This window comes from Planococcus sp. TJ-307 (assembly GCF_058268435.1).
This window is the reverse complement of record NZ_JBZDOJ010000001.1, coordinates 427,009-447,660: the sequence shown is the minus strand read 5'-3', so window position 1 is coordinate 447,660 and position 20,652 is coordinate 427,009. Positions and strand designations below refer to the sequence as shown.

Annotated in this window: 27 protein-coding genes; 10 read left to right on the top strand and 17 right to left on the bottom strand. The window is 43.7% G+C overall.

Annotated features, from left to right (window positions below; all coding sequences use genetic code 11):
* Window positions 1-75 precede the first annotated feature (75 nt).
* The 4 genes from AC4EHK_RS02155 to AC4EHK_RS02140 all read right to left on the bottom strand — a co-directional run bounded on the left by AC4EHK_RS02155 (window position 76) and on the right by AC4EHK_RS02140 (window position 2,366).
* The gene (locus AC4EHK_RS02155; protein WP_490977154.1) at window positions 76-336 is read right to left on the bottom strand and encodes a metal-sensitive transcriptional regulator; all 261 of its coding nucleotides are present in this window, start codon (window positions 334-336) and stop codon (window positions 76-78) included.
* A gap of 113 nt (window positions 337-449) precedes the next feature.
* Window positions 450-833, bottom strand: a complete 384-nt coding sequence (locus AC4EHK_RS02150) for a DUF302 domain-containing protein (RefSeq protein ID WP_490977153.1) — start codon at window positions 831-833, stop codon at window positions 450-452.
* Window positions 834-960: 127 nt separating this feature from the next.
* Window positions 961-1,410, bottom strand: coding sequence for an OsmC family protein (locus AC4EHK_RS02145; protein WP_490977152.1), 450 nt, complete (start codon window positions 1,408-1,410; stop codon window positions 961-963).
* Entirely contained in the window at window positions 1,407-2,366 is a 960-nt protein-coding gene (locus AC4EHK_RS02140) for a carbohydrate kinase family protein (protein WP_490977151.1), read from the bottom strand. The genes AC4EHK_RS02145 and AC4EHK_RS02140 overlap by 4 nt, the downstream gene beginning before the upstream one ends.
* A 94-nt stretch (window positions 2,367-2,460) precedes the next feature.
* Between AC4EHK_RS02140 and AC4EHK_RS02135 the strand changes: the two genes are divergently transcribed.
* Window positions 2,461-3,033, top strand: coding sequence for a GNAT family N-acetyltransferase (locus AC4EHK_RS02135; protein ID WP_490977150.1), 573 nt, complete (start codon window positions 2,461-2,463; stop codon window positions 3,031-3,033).
* A 99-nt stretch (window positions 3,034-3,132) separates the two neighbouring features.
* Here the strand turns inward: AC4EHK_RS02135 and AC4EHK_RS02130 are convergent, their stop codons facing one another.
* Complete coding sequence (locus tag AC4EHK_RS02130; protein ID WP_490977149.1) at window positions 3,133-3,945, bottom strand: carbon-nitrogen family hydrolase; 813 nt, start codon at window positions 3,943-3,945, stop codon at window positions 3,133-3,135.
* A gap of 85 nt (window positions 3,946-4,030) precedes the next feature.
* Between AC4EHK_RS02130 and AC4EHK_RS02125 the strand changes: the two genes are divergently transcribed.
* Window positions 4,031-5,194, top strand: coding sequence for a pyridoxal phosphate-dependent aminotransferase (locus tag AC4EHK_RS02125; protein WP_490977148.1), 1,164 nt, complete (start codon window positions 4,031-4,033; stop codon window positions 5,192-5,194).
* 73 nt (window positions 5,195-5,267) lie between these two features.
* On the opposite strand, the gene lepB is transcribed toward AC4EHK_RS02125, so the two are convergent.
* A complete protein-coding gene (lepB, locus tag AC4EHK_RS02120) occupies window positions 5,268-5,801 on the bottom strand; it encodes a signal peptidase I (protein ID WP_490977147.1) in 534 nt (177 codons plus the stop codon).
* 228 nt (window positions 5,802-6,029) lie between these two features.
* On the opposite strand from lepB, the gene AC4EHK_RS02115 reads away from it, so the two are divergent.
* Window positions 6,030-7,049, top strand: a complete 1,020-nt coding sequence (locus tag AC4EHK_RS02115) for a YecA family protein (RefSeq protein WP_490977146.1) — start codon at window positions 6,030-6,032, stop codon at window positions 7,047-7,049.
* Window positions 7,050-7,081: 32 nt separating this feature from the next.
* Here AC4EHK_RS02115 and AC4EHK_RS02110 read toward each other — a convergent pair whose 3' ends face one another.
* Window positions 7,082-7,312, bottom strand: coding sequence for a hypothetical protein (locus AC4EHK_RS02110; protein WP_490977145.1), 231 nt, complete (start codon window positions 7,310-7,312; stop codon window positions 7,082-7,084).
* Between the two features lie 285 nt (window positions 7,313-7,597).
* Here AC4EHK_RS02110 and AC4EHK_RS02105 point away from each other — a divergent pair, with 285 nt between their 5' ends.
* On the top strand, window positions 7,598-8,116 hold the full coding sequence (locus AC4EHK_RS02105; RefSeq protein ID WP_490977144.1) for a DUF421 domain-containing protein: 519 nt from the start codon (window positions 7,598-7,600) through the stop codon (window positions 8,114-8,116).
* A 41-nt stretch (window positions 8,117-8,157) separates the two neighbouring features.
* Here AC4EHK_RS02105 and AC4EHK_RS02100 read toward each other — a convergent pair whose 3' ends face one another.
* Window positions 8,158-8,634 (bottom strand): acyl-CoA thioesterase, encoded by a 477-nt coding sequence (locus AC4EHK_RS02100; RefSeq protein WP_308786219.1) that lies wholly within the window; start codon window positions 8,632-8,634, stop codon window positions 8,158-8,160.
* 94 nt (window positions 8,635-8,728) lie between these two features.
* Between AC4EHK_RS02100 and AC4EHK_RS02095 the strand changes: the two genes are divergently transcribed.
* Complete coding sequence (locus AC4EHK_RS02095; RefSeq protein ID WP_490977143.1) at window positions 8,729-9,538, top strand: AAC(3) family N-acetyltransferase; 810 nt, start codon at window positions 8,729-8,731, stop codon at window positions 9,536-9,538.
* A gap of 33 nt (window positions 9,539-9,571) precedes the next feature.
* Here AC4EHK_RS02095 and AC4EHK_RS02090 read toward each other — a convergent pair whose 3' ends face one another.
* From AC4EHK_RS02090 to adh, 4 genes are all read right to left on the bottom strand, one after another.
* On the bottom strand, window positions 9,572-10,162 hold the full coding sequence (locus AC4EHK_RS02090) for a Fic/DOC family protein (protein WP_490977142.1): 591 nt from the start codon (window positions 10,160-10,162) through the stop codon (window positions 9,572-9,574).
* Window positions 10,155-10,343 (bottom strand): hypothetical protein, encoded by a 189-nt coding sequence (locus AC4EHK_RS02085; RefSeq protein ID WP_490977141.1) that lies wholly within the window; start codon window positions 10,341-10,343, stop codon window positions 10,155-10,157. The genes AC4EHK_RS02090 and AC4EHK_RS02085 overlap by 8 nt, the downstream gene beginning before the upstream one ends.
* A gap of 143 nt (window positions 10,344-10,486) precedes the next feature.
* The gene (locus tag AC4EHK_RS02080; protein ID WP_490977140.1) at window positions 10,487-10,849 is read right to left on the bottom strand and encodes a DUF779 domain-containing protein; all 363 of its coding nucleotides are present in this window, start codon (window positions 10,847-10,849) and stop codon (window positions 10,487-10,489) included.
* A gap of 54 nt (window positions 10,850-10,903) precedes the next feature.
* Window positions 10,904-12,424 (bottom strand): aldehyde dehydrogenase, encoded by a 1,521-nt coding sequence (adh, locus tag AC4EHK_RS02075; protein WP_490977139.1) that lies wholly within the window; start codon window positions 12,422-12,424, stop codon window positions 10,904-10,906.
* 209 nt (window positions 12,425-12,633) lie between these two features.
* On the opposite strand from adh, the gene rluF reads away from it, so the two are divergent.
* From rluF to AC4EHK_RS02060, 3 genes are all read left to right on the top strand, one after another.
* A complete protein-coding gene (gene rluF, locus AC4EHK_RS02070; protein ID WP_490977138.1) occupies window positions 12,634-13,341 on the top strand; it encodes a 23S rRNA pseudouridine(2604) synthase RluF in 708 nt (235 codons plus the stop codon).
* Window positions 13,342-13,354: 13 nt separating this feature from the next.
* A complete protein-coding gene (locus AC4EHK_RS02065) occupies window positions 13,355-14,071 on the top strand; it encodes a DUF6904 family protein (RefSeq protein WP_490977137.1) in 717 nt (238 codons plus the stop codon).
* A gap of 495 nt (window positions 14,072-14,566) precedes the next feature.
* Complete coding sequence (locus tag AC4EHK_RS02060) at window positions 14,567-14,983, top strand: hypothetical protein (RefSeq protein WP_490977136.1); 417 nt, start codon at window positions 14,567-14,569, stop codon at window positions 14,981-14,983.
* A 54-nt stretch (window positions 14,984-15,037) separates the two neighbouring features.
* Here the strand turns inward: AC4EHK_RS02060 and AC4EHK_RS02055 are convergent, their stop codons facing one another.
* The 5 genes from AC4EHK_RS02055 to AC4EHK_RS02035 form a co-directional block, all read right to left on the bottom strand.
* On the bottom strand, window positions 15,038-15,454 hold the full coding sequence (locus AC4EHK_RS02055) for a CBS domain-containing protein (RefSeq protein ID WP_490977135.1): 417 nt from the start codon (window positions 15,452-15,454) through the stop codon (window positions 15,038-15,040).
* Between the two features lie 149 nt (window positions 15,455-15,603).
* The gene (locus tag AC4EHK_RS02050; protein ID WP_490977134.1) at window positions 15,604-16,326 is read right to left on the bottom strand and encodes an amino acid ABC transporter ATP-binding protein; all 723 of its coding nucleotides are present in this window, start codon (window positions 16,324-16,326) and stop codon (window positions 15,604-15,606) included.
* Window positions 16,327-16,338: 12 nt separating this feature from the next.
* A complete protein-coding gene (locus AC4EHK_RS02045; protein ID WP_490977133.1) occupies window positions 16,339-17,007 on the bottom strand; it encodes an amino acid ABC transporter permease in 669 nt (222 codons plus the stop codon).
* A 29-nt stretch (window positions 17,008-17,036) separates the two neighbouring features.
* Window positions 17,037-17,876, bottom strand: a complete 840-nt coding sequence (locus tag AC4EHK_RS02040; protein WP_490977132.1) for a transporter substrate-binding domain-containing protein — start codon at window positions 17,874-17,876, stop codon at window positions 17,037-17,039.
* Window positions 17,877-17,951: 75 nt separating this feature from the next.
* Complete coding sequence (locus AC4EHK_RS02035; RefSeq protein ID WP_490977131.1) at window positions 17,952-18,794, bottom strand: MurR/RpiR family transcriptional regulator; 843 nt, start codon at window positions 18,792-18,794, stop codon at window positions 17,952-17,954.
* A 435-nt stretch (window positions 18,795-19,229) separates the two neighbouring features.
* On the opposite strand from AC4EHK_RS02035, the gene AC4EHK_RS02030 reads away from it, so the two are divergent.
* Complete coding sequence (locus tag AC4EHK_RS02030; RefSeq protein WP_490977130.1) at window positions 19,230-19,979, top strand: carotenoid biosynthesis protein; 750 nt, start codon at window positions 19,230-19,232, stop codon at window positions 19,977-19,979.
* Entirely contained in the window at window positions 19,976-20,650 is a 675-nt protein-coding gene (locus tag AC4EHK_RS02025; RefSeq protein ID WP_490977129.1) for a lysophospholipid acyltransferase family protein, read from the top strand. The genes AC4EHK_RS02030 and AC4EHK_RS02025 overlap by 4 nt, the downstream gene beginning before the upstream one ends.
* The last annotated feature ends 2 nt before the right edge of the window (window positions 20,651-20,652 follow it).

The following is a 20,652-nucleotide window of genomic DNA, read 5'->3' as shown; positions in this document are numbered from 1 at the left end:
TTATAGTGGCGCCGCACTTTATACCCTACCCGGTATATTAGAGGATATATTATCTGCTGTCAAATAAAAAACTTTCTAACGGCTCTTTACCAGCAAGTCTACAGCTTCTTTTACCATGCCTTCTGTACTTTCACCTTTTTCAATGCTTTCACGTACGCATGTTTCCAGGTTATCACTGACGATCACACCAATAGCACGGTCAACTGCACTTCTTACTGCGGACAACTGCATGACAACATCTCTGCAATCTTCCTCGTTCTCAACCATTTTGAGAACACCACGAAGCTGGCCTTCTATTCTTTTCAATCGATTTTCGACGAGTTTATCGTATTTCATCTTCATCTTGCCTCCTGTAATACAAAGGATATGTTGTTCAGTTACAGATTATACCCCCTGAGGTATAAAGTCAACTTAATCGCTTTCGAGTGAAATTGGACTGCCTTACACTTCTACGCGGACTGATCGATGCACTTGATTAACCGTTCTTCAATGTCTTCAGCAATCGTTTTGATATTGGCATCTTCTACCATGCTGATCAATGCAGTAGGCTTTGGCATCCCAATTTTTACGCCATCGCTTTCTTTATAGACGACAATTTTGCAGGGCAGGAAATAACCGATCATTAAGTTTTCCGACAGCACACGGTTTGCTTCTTTTGGATTACAGACTTCCAAAATAGTGTAGGGGGTATCGAAATCTTCTCCTTTTTCCTGAAGCTTGGCCGTTAAATCGAAATTCCATAGGACGCCAAATTTCTCCGCCTTTAAGTTTTCCTCTAATGATTCCACTGCCTCGCTGACTGTTTTTGATGTATTAACTGTATAATTAAACATAGTTTGTTCCTCCTCTTATTTTTCCGATCTATAAGTACCCTACCCGGTATATAAATTAGTAAACACCACAGAGAAAATAGGCCGAATAAAAACCTTCAATCCTGTTAGGTTGAAGGTTTTTTAAAATTTAGCTTCCTGCTTTGATATCCGCCTGCAATTCAATTTCCACGTTGCCTTTGATGGCACGTGTAATCATACAGGAGCTCTCAGCTTTTTCCGCCAATTTTTGTGCCAAGGACAAGTCTTTTTCAGATGCGTCAGCTCTCAGCACGACTTTAGGTTTATGAATGATGCGCTTATAAGTGATCACACCTTTTTCCACTTCCACAATGCCTTCCGATTCCATCGTCAGGGACTGCTTTTCCAGCTTGCTGCGTTCCATCATGGCTGCTAGCGTAATAATGTAGCAAGTGGCTGCTGCGCCCAACAGCATTTCATCCGGATTCGTGCCGACTCCCGGGCCATCCATTTCAGGTGGAATCGAAATTTGTGTTTTTAAACGTCCGACTTCAATATCTCCCACATCATTGCGGAGTCCAGGCCAATCCGCCTTTAAATGAAAACTGTGCAATGTCATCGAGTTTCGCTCCCTTGATTCATGATTTTTTCTATCTCTTCGAGGCGTGGCATTGCCGTTAACGCACCCGCTTTGGTTGCACAAAGCGCTCCTAATTTATTGCCAAAATCAGCACATTCTATAACGTCCTGCCTGTTTTCGGGCAAGCCGCGCAAATGAATGTGGCGAATGACGCCTGCCATGAAGGCGTCTCCTGCACCGGTAGTATCCACTGGCTTTACCGGGATGACTGGAACATGCAGAACATTGTTTTGAAAAACTGCATGTGTGCCATTTTCACCGTCGGTCACAAAAACCAGCGGAATGTCAAAATTCGATAACCGGGCTATTCCTTCGTCTAAAGATTCGGTTTCCATTAAGAAGGCGAGTTCCGCCGTTGTCAGCTTAACAATGCTTGCCAATGGCAAAAAGCCAAGAACTGTTTCGCGGCAATGCTCTTCACTTTCCCAGCGTAATGGCCGAATATTCACGTCATAGGAACAGAAAACATCATGCTCTTTTGCCAGTTCCAGAGCTTTACGAGTTGTGGCTCTCGCTTCCGGGTGGAAAAGCGTTCCGGAACAAAAATGAAAGACACTGGCTCTTTCAAAAGCTTCCTTTTTTAGTTCACGGCCTGCTACTTGAAGGTCCGGTGTTTCATTGACATAATCTGCAAACACACGGTCAAATTCCGGTGTCAGGTGAATATACACGCCGCTTACCCGCTTTTCAGGCACTAGAATCGCGTGCGTTAAATCAACGCCTTCTTTTGCTAATTCGTTTCGAACAAAAGCTGAGGTTTCATCATTGCCAGTAATCGTGACAAACCTTGAAGGCAAGCCAAGTCGGCTGACGCCTGCGGCCACATTTACTGTCGCGCCACCCAGGTGGCGGTTAAACTGATCGTTTGTTGTATTTGCTGCAATATAATCGACAAATGCGTCTCCATAGGTCAAGACGTGCTTAGTATTTCCCATAACTGTTGCCTCCTTCATGCTAAAGGGCTGTTTGATTGATATACTATTATTTCAGCCAAACCAGACTTAATGCAAGCAAAAGGAGTGGATCCCATTGAATATCCTCATTAGACAAGCCCAGCCGCAAGACGCTGAAAAAGTTGCACCGCTCATCATCAATGCCATTGGAGACATTGCCAACCATATGACGGCGCAGCAAGAGCCGGCAGCTGTGCTGGAAAAAGTAGAAGAGATGGTTCGCGGTGAACACACACGCCATAGCTACCGCTACACTTACACAGCTCCAGTAAATGGCGATATCGCCGGTATTTTAGTGCTTTATCACGGCAATCAAGCCGAAAGCTTGGACCGCTATTTAATTGATCAGCTTAAAAAGCAAGGACACGAACGGACAATTGAACCCGAAGCCCATACCGACGAATGGTACATCGACACCGTTTCAGTCGATCCGAAATACCAGGGCCAAGGAATTGGCTCCAAACTATTTGAATTTGCGGAAGAGCTGGTGTCTTCTAAAGGAGGCGGCAAACTTCCGCTGAATGTAGATGTCGATAAAGAAGGCGCTATCCGCCTGTACAAACACTTAGGCTATTCCATTTCTGAACCGTGGACGATTATCGGCGAACCTTTTCACCACATGGTCAAAGTGATTTCCCAAAGTGATTGAGTACGGGGTAACAACACCCTATCTTTAAATTATCAAAGAGCCGCTTCAGAAAATATCTGAAGCGGCTCTTACTATAAAGAAATATGTTTTATTGCGGAATTACAGGAGTTGCTGAAAGGTGTTTGGCTTTTTGAACTTTTCATACAACTTTTCGCGCCGGTCATCAAACACCGGAATCCGTTTCCGGACTTCTTCAACTTCAGCTAAATCAATTTCCACGTAACCGATGCCTTCATCTTTTTTCATGTCGAGGCGAACTTCTCCCCAAGGGGCAATAGCCATCGTGCTGCCGCCGAATTCGTTGTTTGGATCGCTGCCGATGCGGTTTACCGCCACGATAAAACACTGGTTTTCAATGGCGCGCGCCTGCAACAAGATACGCCAGTGGTCAATACGGGCTTCCGGCCATTCTGCTGACACAAAAATAAGTTTCGCACCGTTCAGCGCTTGGGCACGAATCCATTCAGGAAAACGAATATCGTAACAGATTACGCCTCCATATACGGTATTGTCCAATTCGAATGTGCCAAGCGAAACGCCTTCTTCCAGATGAATATGCTCATCCATCAAACCGAAGCGGTGCGCTTTGTCGTATTCCGAAACAAGTTCACCCGTTTTATCGACAACAAGCATTGTGTTATAGAAACCGTCTTTCTTTTTTGTGGAAACCGACCCTCCCACAATATTCACAGTGTGCTCTTTTGCAAAACGCTTTAGCATCTCCAATGTTCGGTTCGTGCTGTCTGCCAAAGTCTCCAGTTCTGTCAGCGCGTAGCCGGTGTTCCACATTTCCGGCAGAACAATGGTCTCTGCTCCATTATTGGCTGCCTCTGTCAAATACGCCATTACCTGTTGGTAATTCCGTTCCGGTTCTCCAAAAGCAATGTCCATCTGTACGCATGCAATTTTCATATTTTCTCCTCCAGTAGACAAGTTACCTTAAACTCTATAAGATTTGGGGTAGATGTGCAATTATTTCGAAAACAAGGAGAATCTCATGGAATTTTCAAATCGCCTGCAAAACCTGCCTACACAATTTTTTGCTTCGCTGGTTGCCAAAACAAGCAAAGCCATCGCTGAAGGACGCGATGTTATCAACCTTGGCCAGGGCAATCCCGACCAGCCGACGCCTGATCATATTATCAAAGCGCTGCAAACAGCGGCGGCTGATCCAAAAACGCATAAATACTCACCTTTTCGCGGCATTGCCGAACTTCGGCAAGCTGCAGTAACCTTTTACAAACGCGAATACGGTGTCGATATTGATCCCGACCTTGAAGTGGCCATCCTCGCCGGCACTAAAATTGGCCTTGTTGAACTGCCATTGGCCCTGCTGAATCCCGAGGATCTCCTGCTGCTGCCGAATCCAGGATACCCTGATTACTTGTCCGGTGCGCCACTTGCTGACATTGGCTATGAGCTGATGCGGCTGGACCCTGAAAACGGCTATTTGCCAGACTACGACGAACTGCCGGAATCCATTCGAGCACAGGCTAAACTGATGTACTTAAACTATCCGAACAATCCGACAGGTGCCGTCGCGAACAAAGCATTTTTTGATGAAACCGTCGCTTTTGCGAAAGACAACGGCATTGCAGTCGTTCATGACTTTGCTTATGGCGCCGTTGGATACGATGGGAAAAAACCGGTAAGCTTTTTGCAATCTGAAGGAGCCAAAGAAGTCGGCATCGAGATGTATACCTTGTCAAAAACTTATAATATGGCCGGCTGGCGCATTGGATTTGCTGTCGGCAACTCAAAAATGATTGAAGCATTGAATTTAATTCAAGACCATTTATTTGCCGGTCTTTTTCCTGCCGTCCAACTGGCTGCAGCTGAAGCGTTGAACGCTGATCAGCAATGCGTGGATAAGCTGGTGGACCTTTACGAAAAACGCCGCAACGTCCTCGCAGCAGAATGTGCACGCATCGGCTGGAACATTGACGCCCCACCCGGCTCTTTCTTTGCTTGGCTGCCGGTTCCCGAAGGATTTACCAGTGTGGAATTTGCCGACTTCCTTTTGGAAAAAGCCGATATTTCCGTTGCTGCTGGCAGCGGATTTGGTGATGTCGGAGAAGGTTTTGTCCGCGTTGGACTACTGGTTGATGAAACCCGTATCGTCGAAGCGATCAACCGCATTGATAAACTAAACTTATTTTGACGCAAAACAAGACAGCTGCCCGCTATAGGCTAGTTGTCTTGTTTTGCGTTTCGGAATGGCAAGCAGCTTCTTCTCACTCCACAATTCCCACATGATCAAGAGGTGACAGCCTGATTTTCACTTCACCCACGACCGAGTCTTGTGATATAAATCCGAGCACTCTTGAATCCATGCTGTTTAAACGGTTATCCCCTAATACAAAATAAGATTCGGCAGGCACAATAAATTCATTAAAATCTTCAGTTAACCGGGACAATCCCTGCTGCTTGGCTTTTTTTCGATTATTATCCAAATAAGGCTCTGCTGTAGCTTTGCCATTTACGTACAACTGATCACCTTCCATGGAAATACGGTCACCCGGCACGCCAATTACCCGCTTGATGAAATTCACTCCATTTGGTGCAGTAAACACGATCATATCGAAATTCTCTATCGCATAAATTTTTACGAGCATGACTTTGTCATCGTCTTCGAACGTTGGCATCATGGATTCGCCATGGACGGCTACAGGTTCAAACAGGAACTGACGGGACACCAGGACAATCAGCACTGTCAAAAAGATGACTCTCATCCACAAAAATGACTCTTTTACGGGATCTTCAAACATATTTGCCCCTCCTGCTCATCGCTTGTTTCACTTTATTATAATACGGCTTTTGCGCCAAACCTACTTTTGTTAACCTCTTCCGGAAAGTTTGGTTAGACTATGCCGCTTAAAGGCTAACTACAAGCCTTTTTGAATTAGTTTAGCTGAGTCTTGCGACGTCTGAATCGTCAGACTTTTGAGCGTATCGCAATTTTATGTTACACTCAATAAAAAATGTAGGTGATTAGAATGGTAGGAAGAAATGATCCATGCCCATGCGGCAGCGGCAAAAAATACAAGAAATGTCACGGGAAACAACAAACTGTGTCCATCAATGATTTGGTAAATGATGAACTGTTCAAAGTACGCCAGCAGTTCTTCTCGGAAAACCCGAATCAGGAGCAGCTTGCTGACTTCCGTGAACTTCAGCAGGAATGGCAGCCACGCTTAATGCAATCGATGGCTGAGAACGATGCGCAGGCATTTGTTATCGAAAACTTCCTGTTCATGAAAAAACCAGAACTATGGGAAGACTTTTTAGCTAAACAAATTGAATTGGCTCAACGCCCTTCAACAAAAGAAGTGCTTGAAAACTGGAAAGACGTAAAAGTATTCCTTGGACAATACATCGAAGGCAATGCTGAAATGGCTCAGTTCACGGACATCTTTACAGGCGAATCGTTCCAAATGGCTGATCAGCCGCCAACAGATATGGAAAACGGACAAGGCTTGCTTGCAATCTTGCTTCCGGACTCCCGCATTGGCAAAGAAGGCGTTCTGTTCCTTAATGGCTATTTGACGATCGTCGGAGAGTTTACTCCGTTCTTCGAGCAGTTGAAAGCGCAAATCGCTGCTGACAATGCTTCAGAGGATGAAAGTTACTTGCGCGATAATTACTTAGCGGTTGTTGAACAGATCGTTAAGTATTCAACTGGCAGCGTAGAAGAAAGCATCCAGCTTTCTCCAGAACACGATTCGGTGATGGCAGAACTTGATAAGCACATTGAGCAGGCGGATTTTGATGAAGAAACAATCAACAACATCACTAGCATCTTAAACAGCTATCTCGTCAGCCAGCAGCCAACTGTCCAAAAACCGGAAGCTCTTGTAGCCGGCTATTGGAGATTCTTGCAGGACCATGAATTGGTTAAAGGCCCCATGTTGTCTGCAAAAGACTTAAGCGAAAAATTCGGTGTGTCTTCAAGTACCATTTTGAAGCGTTCGAAAGAGTTTGGCACATATTTCGAAGAATTATTGGCCAAAAAATAAAATTCATTCAGACAGAAAAAGAGTAGCCTCGGCTACTCTTTTTTTCGTCGAAATGTGATAAGAATATACAGCAGAATTCCGGAAACTGCAAAAAACAAATACAACCGGATAAAGTAAATTTGAAGCCACAAAGCCTCCGTCAAACTGAATATAAAATTGACTAAAGTTGCAATCGTAAACAATGCTCCTAACGAAAAAATCAACAGGCCGACATAACGAGTCAGTTTTAAAATATCCTTCATGGCAATTGCTCCCCGCTTCAATTTATTTCTCCTTCTATTCCCGCTGCACAAAACAGCAACCCTTTCTTTTCAAATCATGTTTGTTGATAACCCTAGAGGGAAACACAGGGAACATCAGCAAAAACACCCAAGCTTGTCATTCATGAGTGATTTTTCTGATTTCCTCATCTTTATACACAGAAAAAGCCTCGATTTTGTGTGCTATGTGGATAAGATATTTGAATTTTGCTGATATTCTTGCATAAAAAGAACTTATCAACATGTGGATAAATTCATAAGAGAAATACAAATTGAGGAGGAATAATTATGTTTGAAATTACACTCAACAGTTTTATTCGGATTGTGACAGTTGGCTTCCTGGCTTATGTTGGATTGGTCATTTTTTTACGCATTTCAGGTAAACGGACATTAACGAAATTGAACGCTTTTGATTTGGTGGTGACAGTAGCTTTAGGTTCAACCTTGGCCACTGTTTTATTAAACAGCAGTACCAGCCTTCTTGAAGGGCTTACTGCTTTTGCTACATTGATATTTTTGCAGTATGTATTCACCTTGATGTCCGTCCACTCCAGCTGGTTTAATAACATCATCAAATCAGAACCCAGCCTGCTGTTCTTGGATGGACAATTTTTGAGGGGTGCCATGAAAAAAGAGCGAATTAAAGAAATTGAAATTTTGCAGGCGATCCGCAATACGGGATTCGGTTCTACCGAGAAAGTTAAGGCAGTGGTTTTGGAAACAGACGGCAGCCTGTCTGTCATCAGCAGCGAACCAGGCAATGCATTGGAAAATGTAAAATCAGGCAGTGAAACACCGATTGAATAATGAAAAAAGGTGCATGGATTTTAGTCCATGCACCTTTTTGGTTATCTTGGTGTTTTTACTCTCATTTTCCGGTGTTCGCGTCTGGCAGGAGCTGTTTCAAAAAATCGTTTTTCGCCTTCTGATTCAGCTAAAACTGGTGGAACTGGCGTTGGTTTGCCATCGTCTCCCATGGCGACCATCGTCAAAAACGATTCAGTCGTCAGTTTTTCTTCGCCTGTTTGCAGGTTCTTCGATTTTACTCGAACGTAAACCTCCATCGAAGTCCGTCCCGTCGATGTAACGTTCGCTTCGAGCTCCAATACATCCCCAACACGCGCAGAAGACAGAAAGTCCACTGAATCGATGGATGCGGTTACTACAACTTGGCGCCGTGCGTGCTTCATCGCTGTAATTCCTGCAATTTCATCAATATAGGACAATACCTTGCCACCAAATATAGAGTCCATGTGATTGGTGTCCGGCGGGAGCACCAATTTTGTCTGAATGGTTCTTGAGTCTTTCATAGGTCTTGCTTCCATTGCCATCATTCCTTTCTCTATTGCCGGACCGATGGGGGGTTTCCCCAAACAGCAGGCTTTCCTTTATAATATAATGAAATCGGAGGGATACTTTATGTCAGAGTTATTGAATATTTTAAACACACCCGAATTTCAATCAAAAACGACGTTAAAACGACAACTTCAGCAACTTGGCATTGCGGCAGGAGATGCGCTAATGGTTCATTCTTCGCTGAAGTCTATGGGGTGGATCGCAGGGGGCGCTCAAGCGGTCGTAGAAGCGTTGATGGAGACAATTACTGAAACAGGCACATTGGTCATGCCCGCCCAGTCAGCGGACAACTCAGACCCTGTGTACTGGATGGAGCCGCCAGTTCCTGAAAATTGGCATCAGCCAATCCGTGAACAGCTGCCGGCATTCGATCCCCATTTAAGCGGAATGCGCGGCATGGGCAAAATCGCGGAAACTTTCCATCGTCACCCATTGACGATACGGAGCCCTCACCCTTCGCATTCTTTTATTGCGTGGGGCAGCCAAGCAGCCGATTGGATGAGTGAACAGCCGATAGATGATTCGTTCGGAAAACGATCCCCACTCGCAAAAATGCTCCAGACTAATGTGAAAATCCTGTTGGTTGGCGTCGGTTTTGATTCGTGTACAGCTCTCCATTATGCTGAATTTGTACAAAAAAACCGTTCTACTTCCCCGCAGGGAGCAGCGGTTTTAAAAGATGGAAATCGCGTTTGGCAGACCTACGATTGCGTCGAGATGGATTCAGACCGGTTTCCGGAAATCGCGAAAGCTTTTCCAGGCAATATTTCAAAAGGCTGGTTAGGCCAAGCACAAACCCAAATTGTGCAGATGAACTCACTGATCGAATTTGGCATCGACTGGCTTCAGAAGCATCCTAATCCCAGCGAATAGAAAATGCCAGCGCTCCTTGAGCAACTGGCATTTTTATGGCGTAATAATTTCATCCAATAGCCCTTCCAGACGATCGTTGTCTTTGTTAAACGAATCAACAAAAGCATTGATAATCTCTGCGGGTTCCAGCACTTTTTCCCAGTCCAGCCGGTAGCCGGCATTCAGCAGCAATTGACGTGCAAATTCACGGACACTGCGCCCATTGCCTTCCCGGAAAGGATGAAGTGCATTCAATTCTGATAAAAAGTAAGCAAGCCGTAAAATCAGCTGATCCCGCGGCATTTCTTTCAAGTATTTCTCTGCTTTTAATTCAGCAAAAATTTTCAGCAAGTGGACCTCAATGTGCTTCGGATGAGCAAAAGAAGAAGACCCTTTGGAAATCATTTCTTTCCGCAACTCCCCGGCAAAAGGATAAATGTCTTGGAGAAGAACTTTATGGATAGCTAAAAATGCCTGAACATCCAAAGGGTCTGCCGGTTTTTGTATTTGAAGTTCTGAAAGACGAAGCAGCGAGTAGACTTTCTCAAGCTCCTTCAGCTTTTCTTCATCCTGCACATCGAATAGATTAATCAATACGTCGGTCCCAGGATAGCAATACATTGAACTGTGTTGATACTTAGACATTAAACTTCCTTTTGATGGCCTGATGGAATTGTGCTTCCGTCCGTTCACCAGTCAATACCGATCGAACGAAGTTCTCATCCTCATGTGTTACATCAAATCCTTCTGTAACCAGAGAATGCGAAGCGCGGGAAATCGCGTGATTGGCTTGTTCATGGGAAACTCGGTTCACTAATTTCGTCAACTGGATGACCACCTTTCATACTGAAATTATACCATTTCCCCAGCATGAATTCCACCCAAAACCCTTGATGCATAAAGGTTTCCAGAGATTTTTCAATATTAATGGACGATAAAAAGCCGGATGCAATTGCATCCGGCTTGCTTTTACATCTGTTCCTGCAATTCCTTGGTTTCTTCTGTGGTAAACGCTCTTGACCTTGTCAAAAATCGTTTGCCTTCTACGCCTTCCAAAGAAAACATTCCGCCGCGCCCAGGTACGACATCAATGATTAGCTGGGTGTGGCTCCAGTATTCGAACTGATTTTTGTGCATGTAAAATTTACTGTCCCCGATGACTCCCATCAGGATGTCTTGATCTCCGATAAATAAATCACCTTCTGGGTAACACATCGGTGAACTGCCGTCACAGCAGCCTCCAGATTGATGAAACATGACGGGTCCGTGCTTTTCCTTCAGCAATTCGATCAATTCAATGGCAGCATCTGTCGCAATTACACGTTCGACCATTGCTATCCCTACTTTCAAGTAATCCTCAAAATTCTGGATGGATATTCCGTGGGATCAAAAGAACCCTTGCTTGTCTTCACTGTAGCTGACCAGCATGTTTTTCGTCTGTTGGTAATGATTGAGCATCATCAAATGGTTTTCACGGCCAAATCCGGACATTTTGTACCCGCCAAATGCTGCGTGAGCAGGATATTGGTGGTAGCAGTTTGTCCAAACGCGACCCGCTTGAATGCCGCGGCCAAAACGGTAAGCGGTATTCGTATCGCGCGTCCAAATCCCTGCACCAAGTCCATATAAGGTATCATTGGCAATTTCAAGTGCCTCTTCTTTTGTTTTAAACGTCGTAACAGATACGACCGGCCCAAAAATCTCTTCCTGGAAAATACGCATCTTGTTATGGCCTTCGAATACTGTCGGCTGGATATAAAAACCTTCAGCCAGTTCGCCATCCAAGTGATTGCGGTCGCCTCCTGCAAGTACTTTAGCGCCTTCTTGTTTGCCGATATCCAAGTAAGATTGGATTTTCTCCATTTGTTCTGTAGATGCCTGTGCACCCATCATTGTTTCCGGATCAAGCGGATTGCCGGTCTTGATTGCTTCCACGCGCTTGATTGCACGTTCCATAAACTCATCATAAATGTCTTCATGAATCAGCACACGGGATGGACATGTACAAACTTCTCCTTGGTTCAAAGCGAACATGACAAATCCTTCGATTGCTTTATCAAGAAACGCATCATCCTGATCCATAACATCTTTGAAGAAAATATTAGGTGATTTTCCGCCCAGCTCTAAGGTTACTGGAATCAGGTTTTGGGAAGCATATTGCATAATCATGCGTCCGGTAGTTGTTTCACCTGTAAATGCAACTTTGCTGATGCGTGGACTCGAAGCAAGAGGCTTCCCTGTTTCAAGGCCGAATCCATTGACGATATTTAATACGCCAGGAGGGAGAATATCGCTAATCAGTTCAGCCAGCACCAGAATACTTGCCGGTGTCTGCTCAGCAGGCTTCAAAACCACACAGTTTCCAGCAGCAAGAGCCGGTGCCAGTTTCCAGACAGCCATCAATATCGGGAAATTCCACGGAATGATTTGACCGACAACACCCAGCGGCTCATGGAAATGGTAAGCTACAGTGTCGTTGTCAATTTGGCTCAGTGAACCTTCCTGCGCCCGAATTGCTCCAGCGAAATAACGGAAATGGTCTATGGCCAAAGGCAAATCAGCATTTAACGTTTCACGAACAGCCTTGCCGTTATCCCAAGTTTCAGCAACTGCCAGCATTTCCAGGTTCTGTTCCAGCCGATCTGCAATTTTTAGCAGTGCATTGGCACGTTCAGTGACCGAAGTTTTGCCCCAGCCATCCTTTGCTGCATGCGCTGCATCCAAAGCCAGTTCGACGTCTTCAGCCGTAGAGCGGGCAATTTCCGTAAACTTTTTGCCGGTTACTGGTGACACGTTGTCAAAATATTGACCTTTTACTGGTGCTTTCCACTCTCCGTTTATAAAATTTTCATATCTGTTTTTAAACGTAACTTTCGAGCCCTCTGTGTTTGGAACTGCATAGACCATTCCCATCTCTCCCTTTTTCTCAGTTTACCGTTATGTACGCGCTTACATTATCCTTTTTTAACCGTGGCGCATCAATAACAGCTTCCCTTCTATATTGTCAAACTAATCTAAAAATTGCAACTGTGAAACATCAAAAATTTTTATTCGCTTATCTAGTTCATGTATAATAAGAACGACAGTCGGAAATCTGGAACTGAAAGGAAACGATTATGCGAATCAATAAGTTTTTAAGCGAAACAGGAATTACTTCCCGGCGTGGAGCCGATAAATTTATCGAAGCGGGCCGTGTAACGATCAATGGACAGCCAGCAGAACTCGGCAGCAAAGTCGAGGCCGGCGACCAAGTCTATGTAGACGGCAAGCTCATCAAACAGCCAAAACATCAATATGTTTATTTGGCCTTAAACAAACCGGTTGGCATTACCAGTACAACCGAACGGCATATTGAAGGCAACATTGTCGATTATGTAAATCATTCCGAGCGCATTTTTCATGTGGGGCGCCTCGACAAAGATTCTGAGGGGCTTATCCTTTTGACCAATGATGGTGACATCGTCAATGAAATTTTGCGTGCAGAAAATGAACACGAGAAAGAATACATCGTCAAAGTGGATATGCCCATTACGGAATCCTTTCTAGCCAAAATGGAATCTGGCGTAGAAATACTTGATACAAAGACGCTTCCTGCAAAAGCGGACAAACTATCCACTTACACATTTAAACTAACCTTACAGCAAGGGTTGAACCGCCAAATTCGGCGGATGTGTTCAGCACTTGGCTATGAGGTTCGGACCTTGCAGCGTGTGCGAATTATGAATATTACGTTGGGGGACTTGCCTGTTGGCGAATGGCGCGATTTGACCCAAACAGAACGCGACGAGCTTTTTAAGCAACTCGGTTACACACCTAAACGCTGAGGAGGACATTGACATGCTGACGATGAAAAGCACGCCGAACCATACAGGTGTTAAAATAAGCGGTGATTATTTTGATTTGGATGAACTGAATCAGGCCATCTACCGAGTAATCGGACAGGAAGACCAGTATTACGGCTACGAAGGATCGCGCATGCGGATTCTTGGCATTTCCTATGAAATTCGCCACGCTGCCCAGGGAGACCGCAATGTGGATTTCGTCTTTAACGGACTGCACGAACATACCATGAAACAGCACAAGTTTATCGCTCCTGATAAAAACATCTACTTTTCTGTCGAAGTATTATGGCCGGAATTGATTTACGCCGCCATCGCCTTGAAGGATTTCGTGAAATTTTATCAGCAAGATAAAGAGTTTCCAACATGGGATGTTCACTTGCCAGTCATTATCCGCTTTCAATCTTTGGTTCTCGACTGCCTGCAAGGGCATATTCCCGAGACAGAATTCGCTCTAATTGCAAAAGCTTTCAACCAACCGGTGACAGTAAATGATTATGCCATCCAATATGTTGACCTTTTAAACTTGAAATACATCGGCATGACCAAACAGCAGCGGGAACAAAGCTTGTCCGCTATCGCCATGAAACTCGCTGTGCAGGATCAGGACTATACAGCCTTCCGCAATCAGGTACTGGCAGCCGCTACACCTCACAAAAAGCCGATTCATGAAATTGCTGTAAAAGCAGAGTATCCGGAAGAGTTTGACTGGTGAAATGCGGAAGAAGTCAGTGAGAATTGCAGGCAGAAGACAGATAAGCAAGACATCTTACTATATAAAAGTTCACGTTGACGATGCGTGAACTTTTTTCATGTTCTAATTTATAGCACTAATGCATCGATTGGTTGAGTGCGAGTAGGCTATATTGATCTTTTGGATCGTATATAAAATGTACTCAACTCCTCCCCAAAAACTTTTGATTTGGATGATAGTGACAATATTCATCGCAGGATCCTGTATTTCATTTTTTCTATTTTGCAACTCCGTATGTTTCAAAATCAAGACCTTTGAATAAGCTTGTTTTTCTAACCAAATATATGGACGCTTCATGCATTCGACCGTTTCAATGGATTAAAATAAATACTTTTGATTCTTTCTCGGTTTAACAATATATAATGTCCGCTACTTCCGCACTCAAACTTAAGGGTTAGGAAGTGTTTTATACAGGGTATATTCAACTATTAGTATTTTTTGAAGGAGCGTGGCAGTATGTATAAATTTTTGGTTCCACTAAGTTTAGTTTTGTTGTTGACTGCCTGTGGGGACGAGGCACCTGATGTAACGGAAGAAAGCCAGACGGAAGTGACTGCCCCTGATGGAGAATTGGATCCAACCGCGCCAGAAGAAGCTGAAAACGCGGAATTTGTGAGTTTTGAAGAACTTGCTTCCGGAACGGTTGAAGAAGGCACTGGAGTTTCTGTACAAGGAACTGTCGAAGAGTTGGCAGACGACATCGCCTTTCCTTCGTTTATTATTGTTGCTGGAGAAAACCGTATCTACGTTCGAAATATGGCAGAAACTCCAGTAGAAGTGGGTGACAGCATTACAGCGGATGGCATCTTTGAAGGAAACGCCGAAGAAGATATGCCGATGATTTCGGCTTCTATCATTGAAAAAGATGAATAATTTTGCTGCAGAAAGCCCTTCCTACGTGGAAGGGCTTTCTTTGCGATCTTCAGTTTAATCCAGTTCTGAGATTTCAATAATGGTATTTTCTGCATTGTGATTAGACGAAAGGTCTTTTATAGCCAAGTCTCCTAATGAAACAATCCCAACGATTCGTTCGTTTGCCACAATGGGCAGTCTGCGAATCTTGTGAGTTGCCATCAATTCAGCCACTTCTTCTATGGTATGGCCCACCGTTCCGGTAATAACTTCCGCTGACAAAATTTCTGATATAGCAGCGTCGCTTGGAATCTGTTCAGCAATTCCACGAACTACAATATCTCTATCTGTAACAATTCCAACCAAGCGGCCATCTTCACAGATCGGAATTGATCCTACGTTTATTTCACGCATCATCGAGGCAACTTCTTGAAGCGTTGATCCAGGTCTACATGTCTCGACGTCTGTCGTCATAATATCTTCGATTCTCATCCCTTCTGCCTCCTCAAGTTCTCTAATTACTTATAGCTTAACCGATTTGTGATTCAGCAAACACCAATTAATAAAAGAAAAAAGGAATCAGTTCATTTGAACTGACTCCCCCTTATCCGCTTAGTATTTTAAGCCCATTACCCAATTCGTTACTCAACTAGCTGAATAAATTGCTTTGTCCGCTCATTTTGTGGATTTTCAAAGAAATTCTTTGGATCTGCTGATTCAATAATCGTTCCTTCGTCAATCATGATGATGCGATCCGCCACTTCTTTCGCGAACTTCATTTCATGGGTAACAACGACCATGGTCATACCTTCTTCAGCTAGTTGCTTCATGACCTGGAGAACTTCTCCCACAAGCTCTGGATCAAGTGCTGACGTTGGTTCATCAAACAGCATGACCTTCGGCTGCATGGCAAGTGACCGGGCAATTGCAACGCGTTGTTTTTGCCCACCAGATAGCTTGCTCGGGTAAACATCTGCTTTTTCTTCCAAGCCTACCTTTTTCAACAATTCCATTCCCAGTTTTTTAGCCTCTTCTTTTTTCATCTTTTTTACAGTAACGGGTGCTTCTATTACATTTTCCAATACTGTTTTATGAGGAAAAAGGTTAAAGTGCTGGAACACCATACCAACTTCAGCGCGGATTTTTGTTAAATTATCCTTTTTCGGATCGACGGTATGGCCGTCGATGGTGATTTTGCCATCATTAATCATTTCAAGAAAGTTGAAGCACCTGAGGAGTGTGCTTTTCCCGGAGCCACTGACTCCGACAAGAACCACAACTTCCTGGGGTTTGACGTGAAGATCTACGCCTTTCAACACCTCGAGGTCACCAAAGGATTTATGAATGTTTTCTCCAATAATCATGTTAGGCCCTCCTTAGGCTTTATCGACATCGAGTTTGTTTTCATACAAACGCAACAAGAATGTGAAAATCATGACGAGCACCAGGTAGTAAAGTGCAACGACCAAGAAAGACTCAAATGGCTGGTACGATTGCGCAGCTTCCCGATTTCCGAGTGAGAAGATTTCTGCTACACCGATAATATAGACAAGTGAAGAATCTTTCAATGTAATGATAAACTGGTTGCCAAGCGGCGGAATCGAACGGCGCAAAGCTTGCGGAAAGACGATCCGGCTCATGGTCTGGCGACGTCCCATCCCAAGCGACATACTGGCTTCACGCTGCCCTGGATCAACCCCTTGAATCGAGCCGCGGAAAATCTCTGCAATATAGGCACCGTTGTGAATACCCAGTGCTATAGCTCCTGCCCAAAAATTGGACATGGTATAAATTTCAACAATCCCGAAATATAAAAACATGATTTGCACAATCAGTGGTGTACCACGAATGATTGTGATGTAAATATTGGCAATAGCCTGTAAGATTTTCGATCCTGAAATTTTCATCAGTGCAAAGACCAACCCGATAACTGTTCCCAAAATAACACCAATTGCTGTCAATTGCAGTGTAACGACAGTGGCTTCTAAAAATCCAGGGTATGTTCGCATAAATACATCGTAAACTGTTGCAAATATCTCTGGCATAAACGCCACTCCTCCCGTTCTCAGCTTGTTTAGTTGAGAATTTCAATTCCTTCAAGATCTACATCGAGGAGGTTACGTCCGAACCATTCCTGAGAAATTTCATCGTATGTGCCATTTTCAACAATCGCAGCTAGAGCTTCATTTATCGCTTCGAGCAAAGCCTCATCTTCCTGTCGTACAGCAACAGCAGCTTGTTCGATCCATAATGGATCGCCAATCATTTCGATTTCAATTCCAGCATTTTGCGCTTCGAATCCTACTACATCCGCTGTGATAACTGCGTCCAAACGTCCTTCAACTTCTAAATCCTGCAATGCCACTACATCACTGCTGTAGTATTGAATATCATCTGTATAGTTTTGCGCAGCTGTGTCATACGTACTTTGTCCAACAACACCAATTGTTGCGCCTTCAAGATCAGCTTCTGAAGTAATTTCCGTATTTCCGGAACGTACGAAAATAACACCGCCTGAATAGTAATAAGGATCAGAAAATGCGACTTGCTCTGCACGCTCTTCAGTAATAGCCATAGATCCTAAAATGGCATCGTAACGATTTGTCGTTAATCCTTGGATGATCGTTTCAAATGGCGTTGTCACTGGGTTTGGTTCCAGACCCATTTCTTCTGCAAGTGCATTGCCAATATCAATATCAAATCCAGTCAAGTTGCCGCCTTCTTCAAAATTAAACGGCTTGTAAAGTCCACTTGATGCAGTTGTAAACATTCCTTCTTCCAGCAAATTCAAATCACTGTTGTCGCCCTCTGTACTTGATCCTTCTTCCGAACTGGTTGAGTCGTCCCCACCGCAAGCTGCCAATAACATTCCTGCGGAAAAAACTACGGTTAAAAATGATAAATTCTTTTTCATCTTTCTCTCCCCTTTTCGTTTATAATTGACCAAATCGTCGAGACGTTTTGGAAGTTCCCAGTAAATTGAGCGTGATTACATAAAGATATTCCGCTCTTTGTAGAGCGCTTCAATTTTTGCCAAGTTGCCGTTTATTTTTTCTTGTTCTTTCACGTAGACAAATCGCATAATTGAAGTCAAAAGTGCATGTACAGAAGTATAGGAATCAATGTTTAGGTTCGTATTCACAGATACCTTTAGAACGTGATCGGCATAAGCAAGAGCTGGAGAATCTGCCGAATCTGTCAAAACTACGATATCTGCACCTTGTGATTTGGCGCTTTTTAATGTATCGATGACTGCCCTGGTATAACGTGGGAACACGAAAGCAATAACCAAATCTCCTTTACCCATTTTAGAAAGTTGGGTGTAGTACTCTCCGGTTGATGAATACATCATCTCCGTATGATCAAGTGCCATATTCAGCCAGTTGGAAAACCAATGCGCGATACCATAATCGAAAAAATTCCCTGTTACATAAATCCGATCCGCCAGACTAATGCTGTCGACCACTCGAAGAAGTTCGTCTTCTTTGATGGTTTCTTTCAGTTTCACAATGCTCGAGATGTCCGCGTCAAGAAGATTTTCTAAAAAAGACTGATCTGCGACAGGTTCTGGTATTTTTTGCTCTGCCTTTTCGATGCGTTCTTCAGCCAATTTTCGCTGCACGACCTGTTGGAATTCAGTGTACCCTGTGTAACCAAGCTTTTGTGTCCACCGAATCACCGTTGACTCACTAACATTGACTCTTCTGCCCACTTCGAGAGCAGAAGAAAACGCTAAAAAAATAGGCTCTTTAAAGAACAAGTCACCAACTTTTTTTTGCCCGGAACTAAATTCCGAATAAGAATTAGACACACTCCGCAGTAAATCCTGCACATTTAACGCCTCCACATGAAGAACACACTCGTTTACTCTTCTAAAGTATACTATTATGCAGGAAACCCTGCAACAGTTTACAGAAAATTCAACACTGACAATATTATCAGATAAACAGAATAACAAGCTGAGAGCTTGCTATAGAAGGCATTAGGGTTAGAATTTAACTCAAAAAAATTTATTAAAATTATTACTTTTATCTAAATAAACACGCTATTTCCTAAAAATTATGGCCGCAGAGTATGCAAAAATATTATATGAATGCATAGAGATATACGATTTTATGCCCTCATTTCGCAAAATCAAAACGCTGCAGAGCATTGTTTCGACTTTAACTACATAGATTCTGCTTTCCCGACGGCTATGGTTTTCATATTTCGATCCTACTCCTGTATAATCTTTGTATAAGTCAATTTTATTGAGGGGCTGTTCAGGGTGTGGGAAAATCGAATTTTTAAGCTTTTTATTTTTTGGTACATATGTGGTGTCATTTTGCTTGGCTTTGACCTTCTGCCTTCCTGGCTGGAATGGGCAAATGCATTCTTTCTGATGCTGGCCGGTACACTCGGTTTTTTATATTTCATAAAGCGTTTTGGCGCTATTAGCGGTTCGGCTCTAGGCATTGTTATTTTCTTTTCCACGTTTATTGTGGAGTGGGCAGGTGCAGACAGCGGCTTCCTGTTTGGGTCCTATGACTATACAGACCGCTTTGCACCGAATCTTTTCGGCGTACCAATTGCCATTGGTTTTGCCTGGTTAATGGTCATGGCTACGACACACGTTGTGGCACGTTGGATTGTGCCTGGCGGCGGTTTATTGTATGCAGCAGTTGGAGGCATCGGGGCGGTCATCATTGATTTGATTATTGATCCTGTAGCCTTTCAAATCAAACAGTATTGGATTTGGGAAGATACCGGACTTTACTATGATATACCGTGGACTAATTTTTCCGGCTGGTTCATTGTGGCATTTGTCCTTCATCTGATAATCGATATGCTGATGAAAAAGAAATCTATGGTTATGGCATCTGAATTGCCTGAAAAACGGATGGTTCTTCTGTATGTCTTGATGATTGCCATGTTCATTATGCTTGGAGCAATCGGTGGATTATGGCTGGCTGCTTTCTTAACCACTAGTTTAACTGCTTTGATTGTTTTAGTAGCATGGAAGAGGCGACCTGTATGATCAATGCCAAAAAATCTGCGCTGTTTGAAACTGGTTTTAATATGTACTTGACGCCGCTCATCCGTACATCTTTTTCACGGTTGCTCGGGCAAGGTGTAGAACCCATTCCTGAGAAGCCGGTATTATTTATTGCTAATCACAGTTCTTGGTGGGACGGTCTGCTGTTTTTCTATCTGAACCGCACAGTCTGGCGGCATGATATCCATATGATGATGCACGAAGAAGGACTCCAAAAGCATCGTTATTTCCGCTATTTAGGTGCATTTTCCATCAACCGCAAAAAACCGAAAGAAATTTTAACTTCTCTCCAGTATGCAGAAGCCTTGCTAAAACAAGGAAAGTCTGTTGTGCTGTTCCCTCAAGGAGATGAATTCCATCTTGAAACAAGGCCCCTGACTTTTCAGACAGGCGTCGCTTACTTGATGGAACATTGCCCGGAAGTGCCTGTTGTGCCACTCAGCTTTTATTATTCGTTCGGCCACCAGCAAAAACCGGAAATCTGGGTTCGCCAACACCAGGCGATAGCTACCGATACAATCAAACACATGACCCGTAAAGAAAAAACACTCTTTCTTCAAAAACTTTGCATCGAACAGCTCGATTCCTTGAAAAGTACAGTAATCCGTGAAGACAGCGAAGCGTTTCAGCCGCTTGGAAAAAGGAGAACATGATT